Origin of the sequence: Citrobacter sp. RHB36-C18 (assembly GCF_013814485.1) — a bacterium.
Classification (GTDB): domain Bacteria; phylum Pseudomonadota; class Gammaproteobacteria; order Enterobacterales; family Enterobacteriaceae; genus Citrobacter; species Citrobacter braakii.
In genome coordinates, this window is the sequence record NZ_CP057125.1 from 319,751 (window position 1) to 342,631 (window position 22,881).

A 22,881-nucleotide genomic window follows, 5' to 3' on the forward strand; every position below is an offset into this window, starting at 1 on the left:
GTTGACTATTTTACTTGGTTATAATACGCCCATCATCGAGGCTCTACAAGGTTCGACACAGGCACCATACCTGGACAGTCGCCGCGCCGTTGCGTAAAAGCAGCTGCGCGATTTCCGCGACGGTACTTCCGGTAGTGACGACATCATCCACAATGACCATATGGAGTCCCTGCACTGGCAATTCAAGGCGAAAGGCGTTTTTCAGGTTACGTTTACGTAATCGGGCGCTGAGATGGTGCTGTGTGGCGGTTGCCCGAACCCGCGTGATGGCCCGGCTGTCCCAGTCGCAGTCTAGCCAGCGAGCCAGGGGACGACACAGTAAGTCGCTCTGATTAAACCCTCTGCGCCAGTGCCGGCGCTGCCAGAGCGGGACGCTGACGAGCCTGTCCGGCAGAGGAAGACCGCTGACGCGCCGGGCCTGTAATACCTCCAGCAACAGCAAGCGTGAAAGGGCGGGGGCCATTTCGCCACGTCGGGAAAACTTGAGCTGGTGGATAAGCCCGCTCAGCGGCAGAGCATAGTCGCTGACGGTAACCAGTCGCTGCCACGGCGGTGGTTTTTGCAGACAGCGCCCGCAGGGAACGACGGTATGCGCGGCAGGGAGTCCACATTGAGGGCACCGGCTGACGTGCTGATGCGTTGCCCGTGTGCAGACTGAACAGATCCCCCAATGCCCTAACGTCAGGGGCATTCGGCATAGCCAGCACAATCCCGGTACTGTTAGCATAGAAGCATCCTTTCAGGCTAAAAGAGAACAATAACTGATGAATGACATCTGGTGGCAGACCCAGGGTTCGGGAAATTGCCATCTTGTGCTGCTGCACGGATGGGGACTGAATGCGCAAGTGTGGCATTGCATAAGCGAGGAATTGAGTTCGCATTTCACGCTGCATCTTGTCGACTTACCGGGATTTGGTCGCAGCCAGGGGTTCGGCGCAATGTCGCTGGAAGAGATGGCTGAGCGGGTAGTAAAACAGGCACCGGAGAAAGCCATCTGGCTTGGCTGGAGTCTGGGCGGGCTGGTCGCAAGCCAGGTGGCGTTAACCCATCCTGAACGTGTTCAGGCGCTGGTGACCGTGGCGTCTTCCCCTTGCTTTAGCGCGCGCGACGAGTGGCCGGGTATCAAGCCAGAAGTGCTGGCAGGTTTCCAGCAGCAGTTGAGCGAAGATTTCCAGCGTACGGTGGAACGTTTTCTGGCGTTGCAGACGATGGGCACGGACACCGCGCGTCAGGATGCGCGAGCACTGAAGAAAACAGTGCTGGCGTTACCCATGCCGAAGGTCGAGGTGCTCAATGGCGGACTGGAGATCCTGAAAACGGTCGATCTGCGTGAGCCTCTGTGCGCTGTGGACATGCCTTTTCTGCGGTTGTACGGCTATCTCGATGGACTGGTTCCGCGCAAAGTGGTCCCAATGCTCGATGCCCTGTGGCCGCATAGCGAGTCGTTGATATTTGCTAAAGCGGCGCATGCACCGTTTATCTCGCATCCTGCAGAGTTCTGCGCAGCGCTGGTGGCGTTAAAAAAACGCCTATAAATCTGTTGTGTTGCCCGGTAGAGCCACGCTTACCGGGCTTGAGATTAATGGCTGCGCGTAGCCAGATCCTCAGCGGTCAGTCCGGTAATTCTGAAGATGGTCAGCGGGTCGATACCATCAGCCTGCAGGGTTGATGCAATACGTAAAGCTTCCTCTCGTTTACCTTGTTGCAAGCCCGTTTGTAACCCCTCTTGTAACCCTTTCATATGACCTTCCTGAAGACCATTAAGATGCCCTTCTTGTCGTAATCTTTCGGCGATAGTCATCAACTTTTCCTTATGTTGGGGTAAACGTTCGGCGACCTCATGAAGAAACTCGGTAAAATGTGTGGTGTCCCCGACCTGCATTAGATAATTAAACAAGGCTTTCAACTGGCTGTCATTAGCGTGTCCTTTAATAATCAGGATGGCCAGTTTTTCTACCAGCCCCATCAAATCGCGTTTACGAATATGTTTTTGGATGAGTTCCAACAGCGCCATCCGGCGATGCTGCATGATCTCGTCATCGGGAACCACGGTGATATCGATCAGTGGAAACGCTGCGGTATAAAGTTGTCTGGCAGCCTTTGGGTCGTCAAATTCGTCCAGCCAGCAGAGTGAGTAGGGGTATGGGCTTGCCGCGCCATGATAAAAAAGCATGGGTATCACTAGCGGGAGTTTTTTGTGACCTGCAGCCAAATGACGATGCATGACCGCAATGGCATAACGCATCAGCCGAAATGCCATATGGGCATCGGCGGTACTCTGATGCTCAATGATGGTGTAAATATAGCCATCGCCTTCGCGGGTTTTTAATGACCACAGCACATCGGAATAGTACGCGCGCAAATCGTCCTCAATAAAGCTGCCCGATTCCAGTTGTAGCGTTTTCAGATCGCACAGTTTTTGCAAAGAGGCTGGAAGATGGAGCCGAAGAAAGTCGCGTGCGGTAGCAGGGTGGTTTAAGAACGTTTTAAAAATCGCGTCATGCGGCGTAGCAGTCGTGTCAGTATTCATGGCGATCCGTCACCTGAGAAACAAGATGACGAGACTCTACTTCCCTGGTCGCCAGTAATCATCCACGAGTTGATAACGATGCGCGACAGGCTGGAGGATAGATCTGCTTTGCTGAAACAAAGACATCTTTGTGGAATCCATTACGCAAAAAGCCGGATATCAGCATAAACGCTTTATCCGGCCAGGACGTTTGCAGTCATTTTTAGACCGGAAGCGTAGCGCCATCCGGCATCGAACTAGCGCAAAGCCCACCACTCGCGCAGGCAGGCTTTACCTTCCGGACAACTCTTGCAGCTTCCGGAAAGACACCCATCGGCATCTTCCTGAATCCGCACCGCTTTGCCCATCTTTTCTAACTGATTCAGCATGGCGTCAATCATGGGCTGCGGGGTGTGCAGCGTGTGGCTAATTTGAGTTGCCTCCATGCGTCCCCGCAAAGCCAATAAATCACGAACCTGAATAAGCGATGCCATTGTCGATAACCTTAGTGGCAGTCGCCAGTGGTGCTGGAACAGCAGGAGCTTGCCGTCCTGTTGGTCGCCAGCAGTGCGAGATCCACGCGACTGCGAGCTCGACGCAGCAGGCCCAGCAACACAATGTTAAACAGGATGACAGCTAAAATGCACACCAGGCTGTAGGTCGGGTGCTCTTTGTAGCTGACCGCCTGATAAAACAGCGTCGACAGAGAGTAGGCGATGTTCAGGCCCCACAGAATCGAGAAGCCCATCCAGCCACGGCTGGATTCACGTGCAATAGCGCCCATTACCGAAATACATGGCACATACAGCAGCACGAAAATCAGGTAGCTGTAAGCGGCGGCAGCGCTGCCAAATTTTTCGCCCATCACGCCCATTGCACCCGTAGCCATTTCACCGTCGCCCTTGCTGGCTTCAATAGGGTTAGCCAGTACGCTCAGGCTGAAGGTGTCTTTCAGGCTTTGCCAGGTCTCATCTACCGCGCCGAGCAGCTCGTCACCGAGGTGGAAATCTGCCGGGTTGAACTCTTCTTCCTGAATGTTTTCTGCGGTATAGAGCGTGTTCAGCGTACCGACAACCACTTCTTTCGCCATCGCGCCGGTGAACAGACCTACGGTTGCCTGCCAGTTATCTTCGTGAACGCCAATCGGCTTGAAGACCGGCGTGATTACGCGGCTGACGGAGGCCAGAGCAGAGTCGTTGATGTTGTCGACGATTTTTCCGCTCAGCGAGAAACTGTTAAACGCGCTGAGGAAAATGCTGACGATGATGATGACTTTACCCGCACGCAGAACGAAGCCTTTCAGGCGTTGCCAGGTCTGAATAATCAGACTCTTAATGTGCGGCACGTGGTACACCGGCAGCTCCATCACGAACGGCGTTGCTTCGCCACGCATGATGGTGTGTTTGAGCATCAGACCGGTCAATACCGCCATAACGATACCCAGTACGTACAGTGAGAAGACCGCCAGCGCACCGTTCTGACCAAAGAACGCTGCGGCAAAGACGGCGAAAATCGCCAGACGAGCGCCACAGGACATAAATGGCGCCATCATGATGGTCATCAGACGTTCACGCGGGGCGTCCAGCGTACGTGCGCCCATCACTGACGGTACGTTACAGCCAAAGCCGACGATCAGCGGGACAAACGATTTGCCCGGCAGTCCCAGCGCCTGCATCAGACGGTCCATTACAAACGCGGCGCGCGCCATGTAACCGGAGTCTTCAAGGAAGGAGAGGAACAGGTACATCATGCCGATTTGCGGTACCAGTGGCAGCACGGTGTTAATCCCGCCGCCAAGACCTTGCGCCAAAAAGATAGTGAGCCAGTCCGGGAAGTGCAGCGTGTAGCCAATCCACTGAATACCATGGATAAAGAGCGCTACGGAGCCGACGTCAAACAACGGTTGCAGCGCGCCGCCAATGTTGATGGCGAGCAGGAACATCAGGTACATCACGAACAGGAAAATCGGCAGCCCGAGGAAGCGGTTGAGGACGATTTTATCTACTGCGGTGGTGAAGCGGCTCGGCTCTGCCGTCAGGGTGTTGCTGACGGTATCGCAGATAGCGGCAATGCACTGATAGCGCGCATCGGCGATATGCAGTGCCGGATCGTCCATTGTCTCGCTCAGACGTGCAATGGCGGCATCAAGGTTTTGCGCGGCATCCCCCGCGTAGGCCCGGCTGTAGATATCGCCTTCCAGCATCTGCAGGCCCAGCCAGCGGCGCTGTTTTAACGGCATATCTTTGGCCATCGCATCGGCGAGGGAATCCGCTTCCTGCAGCAGCGGTTGGGCATAATGAACCAGCTCGACGGTGTCGTTTTCTTTGTAGCGATCGATCGCCAGTTTCAGCGCTTCAATGCCGCGGGCGCGGGTGGATACCAGCGGAACCACCGGGCAGCCAAGGCGAGCGGAGAGGGCATCGATATCAATACGGATTTGCTGCTTCTCGGCAATATCCAGCATATTCAACGCGACGATGCAGGGGATGCCCAGCTCAAGCAGTTGCAACGTCAGGTAGAGGTTGCGTTCAAGGTTTGAAGCATCGACCACGTTGATCAAGAGATCCGCGTCGCCGCTTAAAATATAGTGACAGGCGATCTGCTCATCGAGAGAGGTCTGAGATGAGATTGTCGTCAGAGAATAGGTGCCGGGTAAATCAACCAGCGTGACCTGGTGGTCCGTCGTTGCGAAATGACCTTCTTTACGCTCAACGGTAACGCCAGCCCAGTTGCCTACACGCTGGCGTGCGCCGGTAAGCTGGTTGAATAAAGTAGTCTTGCCGGAATTAGGATTGCCAATTAAACCAATGGTTAGTTTTTTCATTTTTATAGACTCACTGTATTAACAGGAAACCGCTTCCACTTCTAATAACGCCAGATCTTTCTTACGCAATACCAGACTTACGCGACGCGTTTCGATATGGATAGGATCGCCGAGTGGGGCGACGCGTACCACGTTGAAAGAGGAGCCGGGTAGCATGCCAAGTGACAACAGTTTCTGACGATAAGCCGGGCTGATTTCACGGGCAAAACCGGTAATTTTCCACGCACTGTCAGGAGTGAATTGCATAGGGACCTACTTATATCTCGCTAACTGGATGATTACCTCATGGGGCGACAAGGCGGCATGAGGCCAGATGATTAGCCAACGTAAGGAAAGAGTAAATAATCAACAGATCAATGATAATGAGAATGGTTTCTATCATCAATAGAATAAATGTGACGGAATGTACAATTGGATAATAATTTGCGCCAATTTTGATATTCCTCAATATTTATTCTGGTTGAGAACGAATGATTCACGGAAATAATTAGTGAGGATCTTAATGTTTAATTAAGGTTTCATCTGTTAATGAAGTGATAAATATATGGCGGTAGAAAGCGGGAAATAGACTAAATATGCCGGATGGCGACGCTCACGCGTGTTATCCGGCTTACAAATTAATTGCAACAAGTTAGCCGGATAAGGAGGTTACCCCCCCATCCGGCACAAAAGTTACACTAGCGTTTTTTACCCATTGCCGCCGCCAGCGCATCCATCATGGCGCTGTTACCCGCAGGCTGTGCGTCACGACCACGAGGTTTCGCGGCTTTTGGTGCCGGGCGATTGCTTTGAGTGCGATCGTTATTCCCGCCGCCGCGACGCGCATTGGTTTCACCCGGCTGCTCGTCCAGACGCATGGTCAGTGCGATACGCTTACGTTGCAGGTCAACTTCCAGCACTTTCACCTTCACAATGTCGCCCGCTTTCACCACGGTGTGTGGATCTTCGACGAACTTATTCGACAATGAAGAGATATGCACCAGACCATCCTGATGAACGCCAATATCAACAAACGCGCCGAAGTTCGTGACGTTAGTGACTGCCCCTTCCAGAATCATTCCCGGCAGCAGATCGTTCATGGTTTCTACGCCATCAGCAAACTGCGCGGTTTTAAATTCAGGACGCGGGTCGCGGCCCGGTTTTTCCAGCTCTTTGATGATGTCGGTGACGGTCGGCACCCCGAAGCGTTCGTCGGTAAAATCGGCTGCTTTCAGATTGCGTAGTTCGTTGCTGTTGCCCATCAGGTCACGCAGCGATTGCTCGGTTGCGGCCAGAATGCGTTCCACAATCGGATAAGCTTCCGGGTGAACGGTAGAAGCATCCAGTGGGTTATCGCCATGGTTGATACGCAGGAATCCCGCGCACTGTTCAAAGGCTTTTGGCCCCAGGCGGCTAACTTTTAGCAGTTGCTGACGGTTCTGAAACTGACCGTTCTCATCGCGCCAGGCGACGATGTTTTGCGCCATCATGCGCGTCAGGCCAGCAACGCGGGTCAGCAGCGGCACGGAAGCGGTATTCAGATCGACGCCGACGGCATTCACGCAGTCTTCCACCACCGCATCCAGCTTGCGCGCCAGCTGCGTCTGGCTTACATCGTGCTGATACTGGCCCACGCCGATAGATTTCGGATCGATTTTCACCAGCTCCGCCAGCGGATCCTGCAAACGACGGGCGATAGACACCGCGCCACGCAGCGAAACATCGAGATCCGGGAACTCCAGCGCCGCCAGCTCGGAAGCAGAGTAAACCGATGCCCCGGCTTCGCTGACAATCACTTTCTGTGCGGTCACTTTCGGGAATTGTTTCTGCACGTCGAGGAAGAAACGCTCGGTTTCGCGCGACGCCGTGCCGTTACCAATCGCGACCAGCTCAACGTTGTATTTTTCACACAACGCCGCCACGGCAACGGCGGCTTTGGCTGCCTGGCCGGTATGCGGATAAATAGTGTCGGTCGCGACCAGCTTGCCGGTACCGTCAACCACCGCCACTTTTACACCGGTACGCAGACCCGGATCGAGACCCATTGTGGCGCGCAGCCCAGCCGGGGCGGCCATCAGCAGGTCATGCAGGTTACGGGCAAAGACGTTGATCGCTTCATCTTCCGCACGTTCACGCACGGTACCCATCAGCTCAGTTTCAAGGTGCATCAGCACTTTGATGCGCCACGTCCAGCTAACAACGCCTTTACGCCAGCTGTCAGCGGGGGCGTTGTTCAGGCGCAGTCCCAGGTGATCCTGGATAATCTGCTCGCCGTGGCTCTCTTTTGGCGGCTCATCGAATTGCGGATCGGCATTTAGTGAAAGCTGCAACACGCCTTCGTTACGACCACGGAACATGGCCAGCGCACGGTGGGATGGAACGGTAGAAATAGGTTCGTGGTGATCGAAGTAATCGCGGAACTTAGCGCCTTCCTCTTCTTTGCCACTAACCACGGCGGCAACCAGATGGGCGTTTTTCCACAAATAATCACGCACTTTTGCCAGCAGCGCAGCGTCTTCGGCGAAGCGCTCCATCAGAATGTAGCGTGCGCCATCGAGGGCGGCTTTGGTATCGGCCACGCCGTTTTCGGCGTTGAGATATTTTGCAGCTTCGGTTTCCGGGTCATGGGACGGTTCGTTCCACAGCAGATCTGCCAGCGGCTCCAGTCCGGCCTCAATGGCTATCTGCCCACGGGTGCGGCGCTTAGGTTTGTACGGCAGATAGAGATCTTCGAGTTCGGTCTTACTTAACGTGCCGTTGATCGCGTTCGCCAAATCGTCGGTCAGTTTGCCTTGCTCGCCGATAGATTTCAGGATTGCCTGACGGCGGTCTTCCAGTTCACGCAGATATCCCAGACGGGTCTCCAGATTACGCAGTTGCGTATCGTCCAGACCGCCGGTGATTTCCTTACGATAACGTGCGATAAACGGCACGGTGTTCCCTTCGTCAAGCAGGCGAACGGCAGCTTCTACCTGTTCAGCACGAGCCTGAATTTCACCTGCGATAATGCGGCAGAAAGAATCATTCATCATGGATAGCTTCGTCTATAGGATAAAAAATCAGGGGATAGTTATACGGATTGACTGGCAAAAATGCCAGTCATCTACCGGGGCTTCGGATTGTTCCGGTCTCACTTAACATATTCAATTTCGTTCACGTACCAGCTGGCTTCACCACCAGGGGTGTTGACTATCGCGAGATCGCCGACCTCTTTTTTCAGCAGCGCCCGCGCCATCGGTGAGTCGATAGAAATGTAATCTTTACGACCGAAGATCTCATCGTAGCCGACAATACGGAATTTACGGATGTCGCCATCGTCATTTTCAATCTCGACCCACGCGCCAAAGAAGACTTTGCCCTCTTGCTGCGGGGAGTAATCGACGATTTTCAAATTCTCCATGCACTTGGTCAAATAACGGACACGGCGGTCGATCTCACGCAGACGCTTTTTATTATACTGGTAGTCGGCATTTTCGCTGCGGTCACCCAGACTTGCGGCCCAGGTAACCTTTTTAGTGACTTCCGGGCGCTCTTCACGCCAGAGGTAATTCAGCTCTTGTTTGAGTTTTTCATACCCTTCGCGGGTTATCAGGGGCGTTTTCATCTTATTGTTTTACCTTCGACTCTGTGATGATGCGCACAATTAGTATTACGCGAGCATATCAACAGAATAAATAATGTATTGCGAGAAACATTGTATACTTAAGCTGCTGTTTAATATGCTTTGTAACAATTTAGCCTGGAATTCATACCAGAATTCGCTGGTGACTCACGTTAGCTTTCTTAAGAATATACACTTAATTGTTGCGAACCTTTGGGAGTAATAACAATGCAAGAGAACTATAAGATTCTGGTGGTCGATGACGACATGCGCTTGCGTGCGCTTCTGGAGCGTTATCTGACCGAGCAGGGCTTCCAGGTTCGAAGCGTCGCTAACGCTGAGCAGATGGATCGTCTGCTGACCCGTGAGTCCTTTCACCTGATGGTGCTGGATTTAATGCTGCCGGGAGAAGATGGCCTGTCTATTTGCCGCCGCCTGCGCAGTCAAAGCAACCCGATGCCGATCATTATGGTCACGGCGAAGGGTGAAGAAGTCGATCGTATCGTTGGGCTGGAAATCGGCGCTGACGATTACATTCCGAAACCGTTTAACCCGCGAGAACTGCTGGCGCGTATTCGCGCTGTACTGCGTCGTCAGGCGAACGAACTGCCGGGCGCGCCTTCTCAGGAAGAAGCGGTCATTGCTTTTGGTAAGTTTAAACTGAACCTCGGTACGCGTGAAATGTTCCGTGAAGATGAGCCAATGCCGCTCACCAGTGGGGAATTTGCGGTACTGAAAGCGCTGGTAAGCCACCCGCGCGAGCCGCTGTCCCGCGATAAGCTGATGAACCTGGCCCGTGGTCGTGAATATTCGGCGATGGAGCGTTCTATCGATGTCCAGATTTCTCGTCTGCGCCGTATGGTGGAAGAGGACCCGGCGCATCCGCGCTACATTCAGACCGTGTGGGGTCTCGGCTACGTCTTTGTTCCGGACGGTTCTAAAGCATGAGGCGAATGCGCTTCTCGCCACGAAGTTCGTTTGCCCGCACGTTATTGCTCATCGTCACCTTGCTGTTTGCCAGCCTGGTGACGACTTACCTGGTAGTGCTGAACTTCGCGATACTGCCGAGCCTCCAGCAGTTTAATAAGGTCCTGGCCTACGAAGTTCGTATGCTGATGACCGATAAACTGCAGCTGGAGGACGGTACGCAACTGGTGGTGCCGCCCGCATTCCGCCGGGAAATTTATCGTGAGCTGGGTATTTCCCTCTATTCCAACGAGGCAGCTGAAGAAGCAGGACTGCGTTGGGCGCAACACTATGAATTCTTAAGCCATCAGATGGCGCAGCAACTGGGCGGTCCGACGGAAGTCCGCGTTGAGGTGAACAAAAGCTCGCCGGTCGTATGGCTGAAAACCTGGCTGTCGCCCAATATCTGGGTACGCGTGCCGCTGACGGAGATCCATCAGGGCGATTTCTCACCGCTGTTCCGCTACACGCTGGCGATTATGCTGTTGGCTATCGGTGGCGCGTGGCTGTTTATCCGTATCCAGAACCGACCGCTGGTGGATCTTGAACATGCAGCGCTGCAGGTGGGGAAAGGTATCATTCCGCCGCCGCTGCGTGAGTATGGCGCTTCAGAGGTGCGCTCCGTTACCCGAGCCTTTAACCATATGGCTGCGGGTGTGAAGCAACTGGCCGATGACCGTACGCTGTTAATGGCGGGCGTGAGCCACGATTTACGTACTCCGCTGACGCGTATTCGCCTGGCGACCGAAATGATGGGCGAAGAGGATGGTTATCTCGCGGAATCCATCAATAAGGACATCGAAGAGTGTAATGCCATTATCGAGCAGTTTATCGATTATCTGCGTACCGGTCAGGAGATGCCGATGGAGATGGCGGATCTGAACTCGGTGTTAGGCGAAGTGGTCGCAGCGGAAAGCGGCTATGAACGTGAAATCGAAACTGCGCTGCTGCCGGGCAGCATTCAGGTGAAAATGCACCCGCTGTCGATCAAGCGTGCGGTTGCCAATATGGTGGTTAACGCCGCCCGTTACGGCAACGGCTGGATTAAGGTCAGCAGCGGTACGGAGACGCATCGCGCTTGGTTCCAGGTAGAAGATGATGGTCCGGGCATCAAGCCGGAGCAGCGTAAACACCTGTTCCAGCCGTTTGTCCGCGGCGACAGCGCGCGTAGTACCAGCGGCACGGGCCTGGGTCTGGCGATTGTGCAGCGTATTATCGATAACCATAACGGTATGCTGGAAATTGGCACCAGTGAACGAGGAGGGTTGTCGATCCGCGCCTGGCTTCCGGTTCCCTTCACTCGCGCGCAGGGCATCACGAAAGACGCATAAGAAAGGGAGGCGAAATGCCTCCCTTTTTGTTGCTGTAGGCCGGATAAGGCGAAACCGCCATCCGGCACTCTTCGTTACAGCTTCGGTCCGGCGCTAACCAGCGCTTCACCCGCAGGGGTATCGGTGTATTTCTCGAAGTTCTCGATAAACAGTTTCGCCAGTGCGTTGGCTTTTTCCTGCCACTGCTCCGGAGAAGCATAGGTATTACGCGGATCGAGAATGCGAGTATCCACGCCCGGCAGCTCGGTTGGGATAGCCAGGTCAAACATCGGCAGACGGAACGTTTCTGCGTCATCCAGCGAACCGTTCAGGATAGCGTCGATAATCGCGCGAGTATCTTTGATAGAGATACGCTTGCCGGTACCGTTCCAGCCGGTGTTAACCAGATATGCCTGCGCACCTGCCGCCTGCATACGTTTCACCAGTACTTCTGCGTACTGCGTTGGGTGCAGTGACAGGAATGCTGCGCCAAAGCAGGCTGAGAAGGTTGGGGTTGGTTCGGTGACGCCACGTTCGGTACCGGCCAGTTTGGCGGTGAAGCCAGACAGGAAGTGGTACTGGGTTTGGTCTGCCGTCAGGCGAGAGACCGGCGGCAGCACGCCAAACGCGTCGGCGGTCAGGAAGATCACTTTGGTGGCGTGACCCGCTTTTGACACCGGCTTAACGATGTTATCGATGTGATAAATCGGGTAGGACACGCGGGTGTTTTCGGTTTTGGAACCGTCGTCGAAGTCGATGGAACCATCTGCGCGCACGGTGACGTTTTCCAGCAGCGCGTCACGACGGATTGCGTTGTAGATTTCCGGCTCGGCATCTTTAGACAGTTTGATGGTCTTCGCGTAGCAACCGCCTTCAAAGTTAAACACGCCGTCGTCATCCCAGCCGTGTTCGTCATCGCCAATCAGGCGGCGTTTCGGATCGGTGGACAGCGTTGTTTTACCTGTACCGGACAGGCCAAAGAAGACTGCCACATCACCTTTTTCCCCGACGTTTGCCGAGCAGTGCATGGAGGCAATGCCTTTCAGCGGCAGCAGGTAGTTCATTACGGAGAACATACCTTTCTTCATTTCGCCGCCGTACCAGGTGCCACCAATCAACTGGATACGCTCAGTCAGGTTGAAAGCCACGAAGTTTTCGGAGTTCAGACCCTGCTCTTTCCACTGCGGGTTAGTGCATTTAGCGCCGTTCATCACGATGAAATCAGGTTTGAAATCAACCAGCTCTTCGTCGCTTGGGCGGATGAACATATTTTTAACAAAATGCGCCTGCCAGGCTACTTCGGTAATGAAGCGTACGGAAAGGCGGGTATCGGCGTTAGCGCCGCAGAATGCATCAATGATAAACAGACGCTTGCCGGAAAGCTGCTGGGTGACTAATCCTTTCAGATGCTGCCAGGTTTCCGGGGAGAGCGGTTTGTTGTCGTTCTTACCTTTACCTTTGTCGGACCACCAGAGCGTGTCGCGCGTGGTGTCGTCACGGACAATATACTTATCCTTTGGCGAACGTCCGGTAAAGATACCGGTATCAACGGCAACGGCGCCCAGGTTTGTTAACACGCCACGCTCATAACCTTCCAGGTTTGGATCAAGTTCCTCCTGGAAAAGCGTGTCGTAGTCTGGATTGTAAACGATATCCTGAACGTCATTGATACCATAAGCCTTGAGATCTTGCGGGGTTAAACTGTTGTTCACACGCATTTCACTGCTCCTTAGCCAATATGTATTACCTGGAATAGTAAGGTTTTTTAGGGATTGCTAACCGCGACAAGGCTCATAGATTTACGCATCCGGGAAAATCACGGATAACCGAATGCGCTGCGACTCCTGTCACAAAGAGGCGGATATTATGGCAGGAAACCCTTTTTTGTTGTGGAAAATGTTCTTAAAACGTTAATAGAGAGTGTTTTTGGCGGGAAACTTGTGAGTGTAATCGCATTCACGTAAGAAAATAACGTAACTCATACATAAACAATATCGATTCACTTCCCGTCGCAGTGGTCCGGGATCGGCCTATCAATGCTCAAAATTGTGAAGTTGATGCGATAATTACCTTTTCTCTTCATTCTGGGTGACGACATGGATAGTGTTGAACTTTCACGTACTTCTCGCTGGGGCATGATATCTATCGGCCTGTTACAGGGGATATTGTGCTACCTGCTGATGATATATCTGGTGCCGCATAATGACGGCTGGCTGTTCTATGGCATGCCCGCGACAATTGCTCTCTCTTCGGCGCTTTTACTCACCGTTGTCTCTTTCAAACAACGTGCGCTGTGGTACTGGATGGCGCTGATCTTTGTTGTCGTGCTGGCGATGAGCGTCTGGCTAAAGTGGCAAGTCGAGGGCAGCGATAAGTGGCGGCAAAATGATATTTTTATGTTGTACGGCTGGCGCTTACTGCTGATGGCGATGCTGGCATTGCCATGGATTCAGTACTCGCTCCACGCATCCCGCCAGCAGGCCCGCTATGCGCAGTTTTATGCTAGTTTGTGGCTTAATGCGCTGACGTTACTGATTGTCTTTGTTGCCAACGGTTTGTTCTGGATGGTGCTCCTGCTATGGAGCGAGATGTTTAAGCTAGTTGGTATTACCTTCTTCGATACGCTTTTCTTTGATACCGACTGGTTTGGCTACGTGGCCTTTGGCCTGGTTACCGCACTGGCGGTGGTACTGACCCGCACGCAGTCGCGTCTGGTTGCGGCGGTCCAAAAGTTACTGACTTTGATCGCCACTGGTCTGTTACCCCTGGTCGCGCTGCTGGCGCTGATGTTTGTACTGACCTTGCCCTTCACCGGCCTGGAGGCTATCTCGCAGCGGGTGTCTGCGGCCGGGTTGATGTCAACGCTGGCGCTGCTCCTGCTGCTGTTGATGGCTATCGTTCGCGAGCCGCAGAAAGAGGCGCTTCCCTATCCAGCCGCGTTACGCTACCTGATCAAATGCGCCCTGGTTGTCGCGCCCATCTATATGCTGATTGCCGGTTGGTCACTGTGGGTGCGAATTCAACAGTACGGTTGGACGCCCGAGCGCTTATATGGCGTGCTGGTGGTCTGCGTGCTGCTGCTCTGGTCGTTTGGCTATCTGGCGAGTATTTTACGCCGTGGGCGCAATCCGCTTGAGCTTCAGGGGAAGGTGATTCTTTGCGTGTCGTTGCTGGCGTTGGGGCTGTTGATTTTGCTGTCGTCGCCGGTTATTGATGCCTGGCGCATCAGCGTCAACAGCCATATGGGGCTGTATCACAGCGGCAAAATTAAGCCGGATCAGGTCAGCCTGTATATGTTGGGTAAGAGCGGAAAACCGGGACGTGCGGCGTTGGAGGCATTACAAAAAGATGCGGCGTTTAACCAAGACAGTAAGCGTCGGCGCGACTTAAATTCTCTGCTGCAAGGACGTCGCGATCCCATGCAGAACCTGACTGCCACTCAACTAGCGCCGAAAGTGATGATTGCTCCAGGTAGCAGGCAACCCGATGAGACCTTCTGGACGTTTGTCAAAGGGCAGAGCTACCGCATTACATCCTGCGTTGAGCAGGATGCATGCGTCCTGGTCGATCAGGACCTTAATGCGGATGGTAAGCCTGAGCAGGTGCTGTATGCTTTTGGCGATGGTGAGAGTCTGGTCTTTGCCAGGAAAGAGGATAAATGGGAAGTCATCGCATCAGGTCAGCTACCTGCAGGATTCAATAAGGAGAAACTGCTGCAGGCGGTGGCGAATCATCAACTGAATTCAGCCCCCAGAGTTTGGCGTGATATCACCATTGATGGCACCCGATTGCCGATGAATTATTACAACGAGTGAGCGTGTTCCGGATAGCGTTTTGATGGATGGCGGTGCGAACGCCTATCCGGTCGACGATAGTGGGCCGGATAGGCAGTGGTGATTAATGTACCTGCGGGTCCGCCGGGGAAGCGTTGCTGCGGATCTCAGCAATGTCCATGGCATTAAACAGATAGTGGCTCCCGCAGTAATCGCAGTGCATATCGATCTCGCCTTCTTCCGCCAGAATGCTGTCCACTTCTTCGTCCGGCAGCGTTTTCAGTGCGCCAGCGCAGCGTTCGCGTGAACAGGTGCATTTGAACTCAACGTCCTGCGGATCGTAGAGAGTAACCTCTTCTTCGTGGTACAAGCGCCACAGCACTTCGTTGGCCGGGAGCGTTAACAGCTCTTCAGTTTTGATGGTTTCGGTCAGGGCTGTCAGGTGATCGAAATCATCTGCCTGCGCGTTTTGCGCCGGCATTACCTGCAGAAGCATCCCGCCAGCAGCGGGTTTGCCATCGACGTCGCCAGTACGGATAAACAGACGTGTCGGCAGCTGTTCAGAACGCATGAAGTAATCTTCCAGACAGGCGGCCAGCGTGTCGCCTTCCAGACCAACCACGCCCTGATAGCGCTCGCCTTCTTCTGGGGTAATGGTGATCACCAGGTAGCCGTTGCCTACCAGCGTTTTGAGATCAGCGCCTTCAGGGATATCGCCCTGCATACGGGCCACGCCGCGCATCTGCTGATTGTTGTTGCCGTTAATGACGGCCAGGCTCAGCGGACCATCGCCCTGCAGCTGTACGGTGATATCACCGGCAAACTTCAGCGTGGCGGTGAGCAGGCTGGTGGCGACCAGCAGTTCAGCCAGTACGTTCTTGACCGGCTGCGGGTAAGTATGATTTTCGAGGATCTGTTGCAGGGTTTCCGAAACGGTCACCAGCTCGCCGCGCACGGCAAAGTTTTCAAACAGATAACGATGTAATTGGTCATGTTGCGGCATAATCATCTCTCTTGCAGGTGACAGTCACTCGCTGTCGCCATGTTTAAATCGTAACAGGTCGCGGCGCTCTTTCTTGTCCGGTCGCCTGTCCGGGTGCGGCATGGTTAACGCGTTAAGTTTACGCGCCAGCGCCACTTTTTCGCGTTTTTCTACGCTTTCCGCGGTTTCTTCATACAGCGTAACGGCTTCCGTGGCCGGGCGACGCTGCTCAGTAATAGCCTTGATAATGACCGTTCGCTCGTCATTTCCCTGGCGCAGGGTGAGGGTGGCGTTCAGCTCGACAATCTTGCTCGGTTTGCTGCGCTGGCCGTTGTAATGCACCTTACCGCCTTCAACCATTTCGCGGGCTAGCGCACGCGTTTTGTAAAAGCGCGCAGCCCACAGCCATTTATCCAGCCTGACATCAGCAGAGGGCTTTTCTTTCATGGCGTCTCCTTCACATCAGTGAGGGGATCAGTCGGCGGTAGTCATTCAGTGACGGATGGCGTGCGTACTGTTTTTCCGCGATGCCTGAGTCGGGATTGGTCACGCCGAGGCAGTAACGAATACCGTACAGAGCAGCGGCGTCGAGAATGGGTTCGCTGTCGTCAATAAACAGCGTCTTCTCTGCACTCATTCCCGTTTCTTCAGCCACAGCGTGCCATAACCGCTGATCCTCTTTGGGATAACCAAATGTGTGGGTGGAAAGTAATAAATCAAGGTGTGAGGCCAGACCGGTATGCTCCAGCTTCACCGCCAGGTTATGGGGATGCGCGTTGGTGAGCAAAATACGGCGCTTGCCGCTGGCTTTTAAGGCATCAAGAAACGGTACGGTATCTTCACGCAAAACGGCGCGCGGTCCCTGTTCCGTTGTCATGGCGCAAATATCAAGATCCAGGCATTCGCTCCAGTAATCCAGGCAGTACCAGTTTAGCGTATGCTGCACGGCATGATACTGCTGACGAATATAGTCCTGGGCTTCCTGGGGAGAGATACCCTGTTTCGCGCCATAGGTTTCCGGCACCAGTTTTTGCCAGAAATAGTTATCGAATGCCAGGTCGAGCAGCGTGCCGTCCATATCTAACAACACGGTATCGACATCCTGCCAGGCAATATTGATCTGCATGGAAACTCCCCAGAAGAAAACATGATGCGCGACAGGGTAGCATATCCTGTCGCGCGAGCGTGTTATCGAATCAGGCTTTCCGGGTTGTCAATCAGCGTTGGATTCAGGCAACTTTCGTAGTAGCTCTGAATTTCCGTGATGCGGGAGCGGTGACGCTGGTAGCGTCTGAAAGCCTGTATGCTGTTGTAGACAGCGCATCCGAGCATGGAGAACATCAGCAGCGTCGTGCCAAGGTAGCGCCATAATCCTGAACGATCCGGGATACGGTGCAGGCCAATGTGCTGGGTGCCATTGGCGTCGGTCGAAATATTGGTGACGATCCCCTCCGCGCGAAACGGCGTCTGCATCAGCATCTGCGCCAGACGCTGGAAGGCGTTCCACTGTTCTTGTGGGGGATAGTCATATAGCGAGGTTGTCGGCCACGGCTGATCGACCAGATCGCTGCCTTCGTCGCTGATAATCAGGAAACCGCCAGGGGCTGGGCTATTCAGCGTCTGGGCCGCTCGCGCAGTCTCGCGTGAAATAAACGGCGCCGTAGAGGTATTCACCAGATTATCCAACGACTCTGCGCTTACCGGACGCAGCAGCACGTTCACGCCATCCAGTTTGCCTGCGTTCGCCCGTTTCACAAGCGCTGTCCAGTCTTTACTGTTACCAAGGTTAACCAGTGCATTTTTTAAACGTACACATTCATCTTTGGCCGCGCACAGATCGGCCGTTTTCAGGACAATCTCGCCAAAATCGTCCAGTAACACCATTCCGGACTTTTGAATTGCCGAGCGTAACGATGCGCTGACGCGAGAGTCATCATCCGCTTTGGGGTGCAGTTGGCGGTTCACCGCCTGCGTGAGCGCGGTGGCTTTATTCACCAGATCGGACTCAGGCAGCGGTAATGCGCGCGCGTCATTCCAGATAATTTGCGTGCAATCGAAAGGCATAAACGGCGCGGAAGGCTGCGCATTCCAGCTCCCCTGGGTATGAATGTTACACATACCCGTACCGCTCAGATGCAGCGTGTCACCCACGCGAACGCCCGCGTTTTCAAGCTGTTTAACGCTGGTGGCTTCGATAGTTTGTGCGCCCTTCATCCAGGAAAGCGTAAGCTTTATCGGCATATCCAGCGGGATCCAAAACAGCAGCATCAGTAGCACCAGCAACGAGCCGCCCGCGATGACGGCGTTGCGCAGCCAGTGCTGTAACGGGAAGTTTTTGACTTCGTCATGCAGCGATAAAAAACGTCCCTGGCGAACAACGTGGCGATCGAGATAAATATCAATATCCGTTTGCTGGCCAAGATCTTGTGCGATGTAAGGCTGCCAGTGCGGTGGATAAATCAGATCAATAATACCTAGTGAGATATTATTAATTTGCTCCTGGTCGTTTTCGCCAAACAGCCCCCAGCGACGCGGCGTACCGCGCAGACAATGAATTTCCCGCAGGGCGGTTTTAGATGGTGGGGCGAGCAGCCCCCACAGACCCGCAGCTAGCAGCAGCACCGCGCCACCAACTGTCCACGGAACAAACGTATCCGGGATTATCAAACAGAAAAAGAACAGCAGGAACGATGCGGCAATCAGTAACGCCTCGCGCAATCCCGATGGGCGGCTAAGCGCATATTCTTCATGGGTTTCCTGGCGAATATTCAGCAGTTCAATCTGCTCGCTTTCTTCACCGCGAATGGACGCCTGGGTAGAGGCGGTGTGCTGTAACGCATAGCCACGCGCTTCCTGCATATATTCCTGCAGCGTATGGCCGTTCAGGGAGATAACCAGCGGTATCGTATTGGTGTGGATTAGCTCAACGCTGTTTTCGTCATTGATGTATTGTTCCCAGAAAGGGGGAAGATGTACCTCAACGGAATCAAGATAGTAACGCCATTTGTTAGGATCGTCGGTAGTAATGCCGTAACGTGTAATCGCGTGCGTAAGCACGATGACGCTATTACTTTGGGCATTCAGCGTTAATGACACCGGCGCGGAGCTGGCACCCGTTGGACCAGGTACCTGCTGAATTTGACTAAGGCTTTCGAGATAGTTTTCGACTGCACTGCGCTCTTCAGGCGTGAGTTTACGCTTCGAGGCGTCTGAGAAGACGTTGCTCAAGGGTAAATTTTTCCGTCTGGATTTCGTTCTGAGTAGCCATCCTGCAAGCAATGAGCAGGCCAGCAAAGCAGCTAAAAAAATCAGAATGGTGCTCATGCTTTCCCCATCTTACTTAGTCTGTCAGGCGTGGTCAGTCGCACCCTGTTCAATATTCGTGATTCTGTGGTTGGCTATCGGCAAGTGTGGAGTCGAACTTGAGCATCTTTAAGTACAGCCCAGTAAATGCGAATCATAGCAAAATCACTAAAAATGGAATATCAGCAAATTCCTGGAGTTATTTCAACCTATTGACTTTTAATTTGAAATAGGGATTAACTTTTAGTACGTTACATAAATGTAAATAAACGGCAATTCACATTGCCGAAACCGTGCGGTATATCGCACAATAACCCCAGATTTCACAGCAAAGATCCTCACAATGAGCAAATCATTACAGAAACCCACGATTTTGAAAGTGGAAACCGTCGCCCAATCCCGGCTGTTTAAAGTCGAAAGCGTGGACCTTGAGTTCAGCAATGGCGTACGCCGCGTTTATGAACGTATGCGCCCGTCCACGCGTGAAGCGGTAATGATTGTGCCGATTGTGGACGACCACCTGATCCTCATCCGCGAATACGCGGTCGGGACCGAATCTTACGAACTGGGTTTTTCTAAGGGGTTAATCGATCCTGGCGAAAGCGTGTATGAAGCGGCGAATCGGGAGCTGAAAGAAGAGGTGGGGTTTGGCGCAAAAGATCTGACGTTTTTAAAGAAACTCAGCATGGCGCCTTCCTATTTCTCCAGCAAAATGAACATCGTGGTGGCGGAGGACTTATATCCTGAATCGCTGGAAGGTGATGAGCCTGAACCATTACCGCAGGTGCGCTGGCCGCTGGCGCATTTGATGGATCTGCTGGAAGATCCTGACTTTCACGAAGCGCGTAATGTGAGTGCGCTGTTCCTCGTGCGCGAATGGCTGAAAGGACAAGGGCGGCTTTAATTTCTCTTCGCAAATAATAAAAAAGGCGCCGAAGCGCCTTTTTTTGATCGGTCAGGGATCAGAACAGTTCGTGCGTCTCACCATTATCGATAATGGTCGTCCCCACCTCATGCACCGCCTGTTGCGTCGGCTGAGTGCCTTCAATGAAGTATTCTGCGCGGCTGTTGCCACCGCTTGCCAGTTGACCGGTGCTGCGATCGATATTGACCGTCACGATACCCGGCGGCGGTGTCAGCGGCTGCTCAGGCACGCCTTCCAGCACGGACTTCATATAGGCATCCCAGGCAGGCTGTGCGCTCTTTGCGCCGCCTTCGTAGCCGGAGATCTGGTCTTTGATCGCCCCAGAAGCCGTCGTGTGTCCGAGATTGCGGCGATGGTCATCAAACCCGATCCATACCGACGTCACCACGCCAGGCCCGTAGCCGGAGAACCATGCATCTTTAGAGCTGTTGGTGGTCCCGGTTTTCCCGCCGATATCATGGCGCTGTAAATCGCGACCTGCACGCCAACCGGTTCCCATCCAGCCCGGCTCACCAAAGATATTGGTGTTCAGGGCGCTTTTAATCAGGAAGGCCAACGGCGTGTTGATCACATGTGGAGCGTACTCCTGCGTGCCGCTTTGCGCGACCAGCGCCTGGTTTGCCTGCTCAAGCTGAGGCATAGGCACGGCGGCATTCTGCTGTTCCTGCGAGACGGCGACATCTTCGACGTTACTGTTCTCCAGCACGTTAGATTTCTGGGTATCACCATAAATCACCGGAATATCGCATTCCGGACAGGCAATTTTCGGCTTCGCCTCGAAGATAACGCCGCCCATATCGCTTTCGATCTTACTGATGAAATACGGATCGACCAGGAAGCCGCCGTTAGACATCACTGCATAACCGCGCGCCACCTGCAACGGCGTGAATGAGGCAGAACCCAGCGCCAGCGACTCGGTGTGCACAATGTTCTGTGCCGGGAAGCCGAAACGTTGCAGATACTCTGCTGCGTAATCCACGCCCATCGCGCGCATGGCGCGTACCATCACCACGTTTTTCGACTGACCCAGCCCCTGACGTAAGCGGATAGGACCGGCGTATTGCGGCGGTGAGTTCTTCGGCTGCCAGTCGGAACCCGCGCCGGCATCCCAGCGGGAGATCGGCACATCGTTGAGCATGCTCGCCAGCGTCAGACCTTTATCCATCGCGGCGGTATACAGGAATGGTTTGATGTTGGAACCCACCTGGCGTAACGCCTGGGTTGCACGGTTAAACTTGCTCTGGTTGAAGTCAAAACCACCGACCAGCGCCAGCACCGCGCCGTTTTGCGGATTGATGGAGACCAGTGCGGAGTTGACGTCCGGTACTTGCGCCAGCCACCAGGCATCGCCAACCTGGCGTACCCAGATTTGCTGCCCGGTTTGCACCACATCAGTCACTTTGCGCGGCGTCGGGCCTTGCTGGGTATCCGAGCGGTAAGGACGCGCCCAGCGCATGCCATCCATCCGTAATGACACTGACGTACCATCCGCCAGCGCGGCAATGGCTTCCTGCGGATTGGCGCTGGTAACAACCGCCGGTAGCAGGGGACCATAAGTCGGTAGCGCTTTCAGCGTATCGGTGATTTTCTTGCTGTCCCAACTGCTTTCACCCACTTTCCACAGCACGTTTGACGGGCCGCGGTAACCGTGGCGCATGTCGTAATCCATTACGTTGTTACGTACTGCCTGCTGAGCAGCCTGCTGTACTTTGCGCGTAATGGTGGTGGTGATGCGATACCCGTCCTCATAGGCTTTCTCGCCATAACGATTATACATCTCCTGGCGCACCATCTCAGAGAGATACGGCGCGGAGAAGGCGATTTCCGGCGCGTGGTAGTTGGCGTCAATGGCTTCGCCGCGCGCCTGATCGTACTGGGCCTGCGTGATGTAGTTTTCGCTCAACATACGCGACAGCACGACGTTACGTCGCGCGGTTGCCCTTTCCATCGAATAGAGGGGGTTGAAGGTTGACGGCGCTTTTGGCAGGCCGGCAATCACCGCAATTTCACTTAAGCTGAGCTGATCAACCGTCTTACCGAAATAGACCTGCGCGGCAGCACCTACGCCATAGGCGCGATATCCCAGGTAAATCTTGTTCAGATACAGTTCGAGAATCTCATCTTTACTCAGCAGTTGTTCAATGCGGATCGCCAGGAACACTTCTTTGATCTTACGCATCAGCGTACGTTCCGGGCTCAGGAAGAAGTTTCTCGCCAACTGTTGGGTGATGGTGCTGGCCCCTTGTGATGCATGGCCGGAGAACAGCGCGACGCTGGCAGCACGGAAGATCCCCACCGGGTCTACCCCGTGGTGCTCATAAAAACGACTGTCTTCGGTAGCGATAAAGGCTTTAACCATTACCGGCGGCATCTGATCCAGGGTGACCGGGATTCGACGTTTCTCGCCATATTGCGCGATCAGCTCGCCATCAGCGCTGTAAACCTGCATCGGGATCTGTAAACGCACATCTTTGAGCGTCGCGACGTCAGGTAATTGCGGCTCAATATAGCGATAGAGGCCATAAATCGAGCCTGCTCCCAGCAGGATGCAACATACTGCAAGGATTAATAAATACTTTACGAACTTCACTGGAGATTTCCCATTTAGTGGCATTTGGGCAGTTTATAAACAAACGCGCGGTAGTATAAAGGCAAGCCAGACGCATTGATATACCCGTTAAAGCAACGGGTGATAAGGAGATCATCAGC

General features: G+C 53.9%; 18 protein-coding genes. 5 read left to right on the forward strand and 13 right to left on the reverse strand.

The features are described 5' to 3' along the window. Nucleotides 1–43: 43 nt before the first annotated feature. Nucleotides 44–727 (reverse strand): DNA utilization protein GntX, encoded by a 684-nt coding sequence (gene gntX / locus HVZ52_RS01460; protein WP_080859333.1) that lies wholly within the window; start codon nucleotides 725–727, stop codon nucleotides 44–46. A 37-nt stretch (nucleotides 728–764) separates the two neighbouring features. Here gntX and bioH point away from each other — a divergent pair, with 37 nt between their 5' ends. Next, complete coding sequence (gene bioH, locus HVZ52_RS01465) at nucleotides 765–1,535, forward strand: pimeloyl-ACP methyl ester esterase BioH (protein ID WP_016157646.1); 771 nt, start codon at nucleotides 765–767, stop codon at nucleotides 1,533–1,535. A 44-nt stretch (nucleotides 1,536–1,579) separates the two neighbouring features. Here the strand turns inward: bioH and HVZ52_RS01470 are convergent, their stop codons facing one another. The 6 genes from HVZ52_RS01470 to greB form a co-directional block, all read right to left on the reverse strand. Beyond that, on the reverse strand, nucleotides 1,580–2,530 hold the full coding sequence (locus HVZ52_RS01470; RefSeq protein WP_094168849.1) for an Rpn family recombination-promoting nuclease/putative transposase: 951 nt from the start codon (nucleotides 2,528–2,530) through the stop codon (nucleotides 1,580–1,582). A gap of 236 nt (nucleotides 2,531–2,766) precedes the next feature. Further along, complete coding sequence (feoC, locus tag HVZ52_RS01475; protein WP_003023516.1) at nucleotides 2,767–3,003, reverse strand: [Fe-S]-dependent transcriptional repressor FeoC; 237 nt, start codon at nucleotides 3,001–3,003, stop codon at nucleotides 2,767–2,769. An 11-nt stretch (nucleotides 3,004–3,014) separates the two neighbouring features. Continuing rightward, nucleotides 3,015–5,333 (reverse strand): Fe(2+) transporter permease subunit FeoB, encoded by a 2,319-nt coding sequence (gene feoB, locus HVZ52_RS01480; protein ID WP_053388953.1) that lies wholly within the window; start codon nucleotides 5,331–5,333, stop codon nucleotides 3,015–3,017. Nucleotides 5,334–5,351: 18 nt separating this feature from the next. Further along, complete coding sequence (gene feoA, locus HVZ52_RS01485; protein WP_003023519.1) at nucleotides 5,352–5,579, reverse strand: ferrous iron transporter A; 228 nt, start codon at nucleotides 5,577–5,579, stop codon at nucleotides 5,352–5,354. 431 nt (nucleotides 5,580–6,010) lie between these two features. Continuing rightward, the gene (locus tag HVZ52_RS01490) at nucleotides 6,011–8,344 is read right to left on the reverse strand and encodes a Tex family protein (RefSeq protein ID WP_016154803.1); all 2,334 of its coding nucleotides are present in this window, start codon (nucleotides 8,342–8,344) and stop codon (nucleotides 6,011–6,013) included. 98 nt (nucleotides 8,345–8,442) lie between these two features. After that, nucleotides 8,443–8,916, reverse strand: coding sequence for a transcription elongation factor GreB (gene greB / locus HVZ52_RS01495; RefSeq protein ID WP_016154802.1), 474 nt, complete (start codon nucleotides 8,914–8,916; stop codon nucleotides 8,443–8,445). 225 nt (nucleotides 8,917–9,141) lie between these two features. On the opposite strand from greB, the gene ompR reads away from it, so the two are divergent. Together ompR and envZ are read left to right on the forward strand one after the other, a co-directional pair. Next, entirely contained in the window at nucleotides 9,142–9,861 is a 720-nt protein-coding gene (ompR, locus tag HVZ52_RS01500; protein WP_001157751.1) for a two-component system response regulator OmpR, read from the forward strand. Continuing rightward, nucleotides 9,858–11,210 carry a two-component system sensor histidine kinase EnvZ gene (gene envZ / locus HVZ52_RS01505; RefSeq protein WP_029139732.1) on the forward strand — a complete coding sequence of 451 codons (1,353 nt, stop codon included), beginning with the start codon at nucleotides 9,858–9,860 and terminating at the stop codon, nucleotides 11,208–11,210. The genes ompR and envZ overlap by 4 nt, the downstream gene beginning before the upstream one ends. 74 nt (nucleotides 11,211–11,284) lie before the next feature. On the opposite strand, the gene pckA is transcribed toward envZ, so the two are convergent. Then, the gene (gene pckA, locus HVZ52_RS01510) at nucleotides 11,285–12,907 is read right to left on the reverse strand and encodes a phosphoenolpyruvate carboxykinase (ATP) (RefSeq protein WP_016154801.1); all 1,623 of its coding nucleotides are present in this window, start codon (nucleotides 12,905–12,907) and stop codon (nucleotides 11,285–11,287) included. Between the two features lie 378 nt (nucleotides 12,908–13,285). On the opposite strand from pckA, the gene HVZ52_RS01515 reads away from it, so the two are divergent. Then, nucleotides 13,286–15,004 (forward strand): DUF4153 domain-containing protein, encoded by a 1,719-nt coding sequence (locus HVZ52_RS01515; RefSeq protein WP_181598787.1) that lies wholly within the window; start codon nucleotides 13,286–13,288, stop codon nucleotides 15,002–15,004. An 82-nt stretch (nucleotides 15,005–15,086) separates the two neighbouring features. Here the strand turns inward: HVZ52_RS01515 and hslO are convergent, their stop codons facing one another. The 4 genes from hslO to igaA form a co-directional block, all read right to left on the reverse strand. Further along, nucleotides 15,087–15,965, reverse strand: a complete 879-nt coding sequence (hslO, locus tag HVZ52_RS01520; protein WP_016157640.1) for an Hsp33 family molecular chaperone HslO — start codon at nucleotides 15,963–15,965, stop codon at nucleotides 15,087–15,089. Between the two features lie 24 nt (nucleotides 15,966–15,989). Further along, a complete protein-coding gene (gene hslR / locus HVZ52_RS01525) occupies nucleotides 15,990–16,391 on the reverse strand; it encodes a ribosome-associated heat shock protein Hsp15 (RefSeq protein ID WP_016154798.1) in 402 nt (133 codons plus the stop codon). Between the two features lie 10 nt (nucleotides 16,392–16,401). After that, complete coding sequence (gene yrfG, locus HVZ52_RS01530) at nucleotides 16,402–17,070, reverse strand: GMP/IMP nucleotidase (RefSeq protein WP_016157638.1); 669 nt, start codon at nucleotides 17,068–17,070, stop codon at nucleotides 16,402–16,404. A 62-nt stretch (nucleotides 17,071–17,132) separates the two neighbouring features. Continuing rightward, on the reverse strand, nucleotides 17,133–19,268 hold the full coding sequence (gene igaA, locus HVZ52_RS01535; RefSeq protein ID WP_181598788.1) for an intracellular growth attenuator protein IgaA: 2,136 nt from the start codon (nucleotides 19,266–19,268) through the stop codon (nucleotides 17,133–17,135). Nucleotides 19,269–19,590: 322 nt separating this feature from the next. Between igaA and nudE the strand changes: the two genes are divergently transcribed. After that, nucleotides 19,591–20,151 (forward strand): ADP compounds hydrolase NudE, encoded by a 561-nt coding sequence (gene nudE, locus HVZ52_RS01540; protein WP_016154795.1) that lies wholly within the window; start codon nucleotides 19,591–19,593, stop codon nucleotides 20,149–20,151. Between the two features lie 58 nt (nucleotides 20,152–20,209). Here nudE and mrcA read toward each other — a convergent pair whose 3' ends face one another. Beyond that, on the reverse strand, nucleotides 20,210–22,762 hold the full coding sequence (gene mrcA / locus HVZ52_RS01545) for a peptidoglycan glycosyltransferase/peptidoglycan DD-transpeptidase MrcA (protein ID WP_016157635.1): 2,553 nt from the start codon (nucleotides 22,760–22,762) through the stop codon (nucleotides 20,210–20,212). Between the last annotated feature and the right edge of the window lie 119 nt (nucleotides 22,763–22,881).

Excerpts from the sequence above, each read along its gene's own strand:
- gntX (WP_080859333.1), bottom strand. The coding sequence starts at position 727 with ATGCTAACAGTACCGGGATTGTGCTGGCTATGCCGAATGCCCCTGACG.
- bioH (WP_016157646.1), top strand. The coding sequence starts at position 765 with ATGAATGACATCTGGTGGCAGACCCAGGGTTCGGGAAATTGCCATCTT.
- HVZ52_RS01470 (WP_094168849.1), bottom strand. The coding sequence starts at position 2,530 with ATGAATACTGACACGACTGCTACGCCGCATGACGCGATTTTTAAAACG.
- feoC (WP_003023516.1), bottom strand. The coding sequence starts at position 3,003 with ATGGCATCGCTTATTCAGGTTCGTGATTTATTGGCTTTGCGGGGACGC.
- feoB (WP_053388953.1), bottom strand. The coding sequence starts at position 5,333 with ATGAAAAAACTAACCATTGGTTTAATTGGCAATCCTAATTCCGGCAAG.
- feoA (WP_003023519.1), bottom strand. The coding sequence starts at position 5,579 with ATGCAATTCACTCCTGACAGTGCGTGGAAAATTACCGGTTTTGCCCGT.
- HVZ52_RS01490 (WP_016154803.1), bottom strand. The coding sequence starts at position 8,344 with ATGATGAATGATTCTTTCTGCCGCATTATCGCAGGTGAAATTCAGGCT.
- greB (WP_016154802.1), bottom strand. The coding sequence starts at position 8,916 with ATGAAAACGCCCCTGATAACCCGCGAAGGGTATGAAAAACTCAAACAA.
- ompR (WP_001157751.1), top strand. The coding sequence starts at position 9,142 with ATGCAAGAGAACTATAAGATTCTGGTGGTCGATGACGACATGCGCTTG.
- envZ (WP_029139732.1), top strand. The coding sequence starts at position 9,858 with ATGAGGCGAATGCGCTTCTCGCCACGAAGTTCGTTTGCCCGCACGTTA.
- pckA (WP_016154801.1), bottom strand. The coding sequence starts at position 12,907 with ATGCGTGTGAACAACAGTTTAACCCCGCAAGATCTCAAGGCTTATGGT.
- HVZ52_RS01515 (WP_181598787.1), top strand. The coding sequence starts at position 13,286 with ATGGATAGTGTTGAACTTTCACGTACTTCTCGCTGGGGCATGATATCT.
- hslO (WP_016157640.1), bottom strand. The coding sequence starts at position 15,965 with ATGCCGCAACATGACCAATTACATCGTTATCTGTTTGAAAACTTTGCC.
- hslR (WP_016154798.1), bottom strand. The coding sequence starts at position 16,391 with ATGAAAGAAAAGCCCTCTGCTGATGTCAGGCTGGATAAATGGCTGTGG.
- yrfG (WP_016157638.1), bottom strand. The coding sequence starts at position 17,070 with ATGCAGATCAATATTGCCTGGCAGGATGTCGATACCGTGTTGTTAGAT.
- igaA (WP_181598788.1), bottom strand. The coding sequence starts at position 19,268 with ATGAGCACCATTCTGATTTTTTTAGCTGCTTTGCTGGCCTGCTCATTG.
- nudE (WP_016154795.1), top strand. The coding sequence starts at position 19,591 with ATGAGCAAATCATTACAGAAACCCACGATTTTGAAAGTGGAAACCGTC.